At 53.4% G+C, this 4,931-nt stretch carries 2 tRNA genes and 3 rRNA genes; all 5 read right to left on the reverse strand.

The window, feature by feature from the left end:
• Positions 1-26: 26 nt before the first annotated feature.
• A 5S ribosomal RNA gene (gene rrf / locus C5O18_RS06530) occupies positions 27-141 on the reverse strand.
• A gap of 142 nt (positions 142-283) precedes the next feature.
• A 23S ribosomal RNA gene (locus C5O18_RS06535) occupies positions 284-3,185 on the reverse strand.
• Between the two features lie 270 nt (positions 3,186-3,455).
• Positions 3,456-3,531: transfer RNA gene (locus tag C5O18_RS06540), tRNA-Ala, on the reverse strand.
• Positions 3,532-3,558: 27 nt separating this feature from the next.
• A tRNA-Ile gene (locus tag C5O18_RS06545) sits at positions 3,559-3,635 on the reverse strand.
• Between the two features lie 74 nt (positions 3,636-3,709).
• A 16S ribosomal RNA gene (locus tag C5O18_RS06550) occupies positions 3,710-4,931 on the reverse strand; the annotation flags it as partial.

The following is a 4,931-nucleotide window of genomic DNA, read 5'->3' on the forward strand; positions in this document are numbered from 1 at the left end:
TACGGTTGAGGGTTCGTGCATTAGGTGCCTGGCGATGACCTACTTTCACATGGCGAATGCCACACTATCATCGGCGCGGAGTGGTTTCACTTCTGAGTTCGAGAAGGGATCAGGTGGTTCACACTCGCTATGGTCGCCAGGCAATTCGGCGGACCTGACTGCTTTCGCAGCCGTCCAAATTCGTGATTCGAGTCTTTGTCTGCAAGAGAACGCGTCAAGCGCTTTGATCTTCAGCGTATCCCGGCCTGTCGTTGCCTTTGGCAACAGACTGCTTGGGTGTTATATGGTCAAGCCTCACGGGCAATTAGTATTCGTTAGCTTCACGCATCACTGCGCTTCCACACCGAACCTATCAACGTCCTGGTCTCGAACGACCCTTTAGGGAGCTTAAAGCTCCAGTGAGACCTAATCTTGAGGTGGGCTTCCCGCTTAGATGCTTTCAGCGGTTATCCCTTCCGTACATAGCTACCCGGCAATGCCACTGGCGTGACAACCGGAACACCAGAGGTACGTCCACTTCGGTCCTCTCGTACTAGAAGCAGCTCCTCTCAAGTCTCAAACGCCCACGGTAGATAGGGACCGAACTGTCTCACGACGTTCTAAACCCAGCTCGCGTACCTCTTTAAATGGCGAACAGCCATACCCTTGGGACCTGCTTCAGCCCCAGGATGAGATGAGCCGACATCGAGGTGCCAAACACCGCCGTCGATATGAACTCTTGGGCGGTATCAGCCTGTTATCCCCAGAGTACCTTTTATCCGTTGAGCGATGGCCCTTCCATACAGAACCACCGGATCACTAAGACCTACTTTCGTACCTGCTCGGCTTGTCGGCCTCGCAGTTAAGCGCGCTTGTGCCTTTACACTAACCTCACGATTTCCGACCGTGATTAGCGCACCTTCGTGCTCCTCCGTTACTCTTTAGGAGGAGACCGCCCCAGTCAAACTACCCACCAGACATTGTCCCCACCCCCGATAAGGGGGCTAGGTTAGAACCTCAACGTTACCAGGCTGGTATTTCAACGTCGGCTCCATGCGAACTAGCGTCCGCACTTCAAAGCCTCCCAGCTATCCTACACAAGTAAAATCAAAGTTCAATGTCAAGCTGCAGTAAAGGTTCACGGGGTCTTTCCGTCTAGCCGCGGGTAAACGGCATCTTCACCGCTATTTCGATTTCACTGAGTCTCTGGTGGAGACAGCGCCGCCATCGTTACGCCATTCGTGCAGGTCGGAACTTACCCGACAAGGAATTTCGCTACCTTAGGACCGTTATAGTTACGGCCGCCGTTTACCGGGGCTTCGATCAAGAGCTTCGCTTTCGCTAACCCCATCAATTAACCTTCCGGCACCGGGCAGGCGTCACACCCTATACGTCCACTTTCGTGTTTGCAGAGTGCTGTGTTTTTAATAAACAGTCGCAGCGGCCTGGTTTCTGAGGCTGCCATGCGCTTACGGGGCAAGCCCTTCACGCGCAGCAGCGCACCTTCTCCCGAAGTTACGGTGCCATTTTGCCTAGTTCCTTCACCAGAGTTCTCTCAAGCGCCTTGGTCTTCTCGACCTGACCACCTGTGTCGGTTTCGGGTACGGTTACTCACTATCTGAAGCTTAGAGGCTTTTCTTGGAAGCATGGCATCAGTAACTTCAGTCCACGTGGGACCTAGTCTCAGTTCTCAGCATTAAGACTCCGGATTTGCCTAGAATCTCTGCCTACAACCTTTCTCCGGGACAACCAACGCCCGGTATACCTAGCCTTCTCCGTCCCCCCATCGCAATAATGAGTAGTATCGGAATATTAACCGGTTTCCCATCGACTACGCTTCTCAGCCTCGCCTTAGGGGCCGACTCACCCTGCGCCGATTAACGTTGCGCAGGAACCCTTGGTCTTTCGGCGTGGGGGTTTTTCACCCCCATTATCGTTACTCACGTCAGCATTCGCACTTCTGATACCTCCAGCATGCTTCTCAACACACCTTCAACGGCTTACAGAACGCTCCCCTACCACGCACACAGAGTGTGCATCCGCAGCTTCGGCTCCTGGTTTGAGCCCCGTTACATCTTCCGCGCAGGCCGACTCGACTAGTGAGCTATTACGCTTTCTTTAAAGGGTGGCTGCTTCTAAGCCAACCTCCTAGCTGTCTATGCCTTCCCACATCGTTTCCCACTTAACCAGGAATTTGGGGCCTTAGCTGGCGGTCTGGGTTGTTGCCCTCTTGACGATGGACGTTAGCACCCACCGTCTGTCTCCCGGATATTACTCCACGGTATTCGGAGTTTGCATCGGTTTGGTAAGTCGAGGTGACCCCCTAGCCGAAACAGTGCTCTACCCCCGTGGGTATTCGTCCGAGGCGCTACCTAAATAGCTTTCGGGGAGAACCAGCTATCACCGAGTTTGATTAGCCTTTCACCCCTATCCACAAGTCATCCCCTGGCTTTTCAACGACAGTGGGTTCGGACCTCCAGTGCCTGTTACGGCACCTTCATCCTGCTCATGGATAGATCACTCGGTTTCGGGTCTACTCCCAGCAACTAGACGCCCTATTAAGACTCGGTTTCCCTACGGCTCCCCTACACGGTTAACCTTGCTACTGAGAATAATTCGCTGACCCATTATACAAAAGGTACGCAGTCACCCCACGAAGGGGCTCCCACTGCTTGTATGCACACGGTTTCAGGTTCTATTTCACTCCCCTCGCCGGGGTTCTTTTCGCCTTTCCCTCACGGTACTGGTTCACTATCGGTCAGTCAGGAGTATTTAGCCTTGGAGGATGGTCCCCCCATATTCAGACAGGGTTTCTCGTGCCCCGCCCTACTTGTCCCAGACTTAGTTCCACACCATCGTTTTCGTGTACGGGGCTATCACCCACTATGGCGCCACTTTCCAGAGGCTTCCACTAACGCTGATGCTAAAGACTGGAGGCTGGTCCGTGTTCGCTCGCCGCTACTTACGGAATCTCGGTTGATTTCTGTTCCTAGGGGTACTGAGATGTTTCACTTCCCCCCGTTCGCCTCATTAACCTATGGATTCAGTTAATGATACGCGGGCATTGACCCCGCGTGGGTTTCCCCATTCAGACATCTCCGGATCAAAGGTTGTTTGCCACCTCCCCGAAGCTTTTCGCAGGCTACCACGTCTTTCATCGCCTCTGACTGCCAAGGCATCCACCGTGTGCACTTAGTCACTTGACCATATAACCCCAAACAGTCTGCCTGGATTTGCATCCAAACATTCCGATTCAAGGTCCGATCAACGCCTAAAGTACCAAAGTCGCTTGACTCAGTTCTCTATTTGAAGAATCGCATTTCTGCGATTCCCAGACTCGAATTCACTTTTTAAAGAACATGCTGCCGGTCATCCCGGTCAACATTCAGATTTTCTTTCGAAAACCCAGACATCAATGGTTCTACCATTCATGTCTGAACTCTCTCGCTTCGCTCACAACCGCTTTCACGACTGAGTGGTGGAGCCAGTCGGGATCGAACCGACGACATCCAGCTTGCAAAGCTGGCGCTCTCCCAGCTGAGCTATGGCCCCGCATTCGCACCGCAGACCGTAACTTAGTGGTGGGCCTGACAAGATTTGAACTTGTGACCCCACGCTTATCAAGCGTGTGCTCTAACCAACTGAGCTACAGGCCCTCTAAGCCCGGGTAACGCTTATTTAGTCAAACAACTTGTTGTGGGTTCTTGCAGAAGAAGTCATCGAATTCGATTAAGGAGGTGATCCAGCCGCAGGTTCCCCTACGGCTACCTTGTTACGACTTCACCCCAGTCATTGACCACACCGTGGTAAGCGCCCTCCTTGCGGTTAAGCTACCTACTTCTGGTGCAGTAAACTCCCATGGTGTGACGGGCGGTGTGTACAAGGCCCGGGAACGTATTCACCGCGGCATTCTGATCCGCGATTACTAGCGATTCCGACTTCATGGAGTCGAGTTGCAGACTCCAATCCGGACTACGATCGGCTTTTTGAGATTAGCGTACCCTCGCGGGCTAGCAACCCTTTGTACCGACCATTGTAGCACGTGTGTAGCCCTGGCCGTAAGGGCCATGATGACTTGACGTCGTCCCCGCCTTCCTCCGGTTTGTCACCGGCAGTCTCCCTAGAGTTCCCACCATTACGTGCTGGCAACTAAGGACAAGGGTTGCGCTCGTTGCGGGACTTAACCCAACATCTCACGACACGAGCTGACGACAGCCATGCAGCACCTGTGTTCCGATTCCCGAAGGCACCCCCGCGTCTCTGCAGGGTTCCGGACATGTCAAGGCCAGGTAAGGTTCTTCGCGTTGCATCGAATTAAACCACATGCTCCACCGCTTGTGCGGGCCCCCGTCAATTCATTTGAGTTTTAGTCTTGCGACCGTACTCCCCAGGCGGTCTACTTAATGCGTTAGCTGCGCCACTAAAGGATCAAGTCCCCCAACGGCTAGTAGACATCGTTTACGGCATGGACTACCAGGGTATCTAATCCTGTTTGCTCCCCATGCTTTCGCACCTCAGCGTCAGTGTTAGGCCAGAAGGCTGCCTTCGCCATCGGTATTCCTCCAGATATCTACGCATTTCACCGCTACACCTGGAATTCTACCTTCCTCTCCCACACTCTAGCCGTACAGTTTTGAAGGCAATTCCCAGGTTGAGCCCGGGGATTTCACCTCCAACTTATACAACCGCCTACGCGCGCTTTACGCCCAGTAATTCCGATTAACGCTTGCACCCTCTGTATTACCGCGGCTGCTGGCACAGAGTTAGCCGGTGCTTATTCTGTGGGTAACGTCACTGCTCAAGGTTATTAACTAAGAGCCATTCCTCCCCACTTAAAGTGCTTTACAACCCGAAGGCCTTCTTCACACACGCGGCATGGCTGGATCAGGCTTTCGCCCATTGTCCAATATTCCCCACTGCTGCCTCCCGTAGGAGTCTGGACCGTGTCTCAG

It is taken from the genome of Amnimonas aquatica (assembly GCF_002943415.1).
GTDB classification, from domain to species: Bacteria; Pseudomonadota; Gammaproteobacteria; order Pseudomonadales; family Moraxellaceae; genus Perlucidibaca; species Perlucidibaca aquatica_A.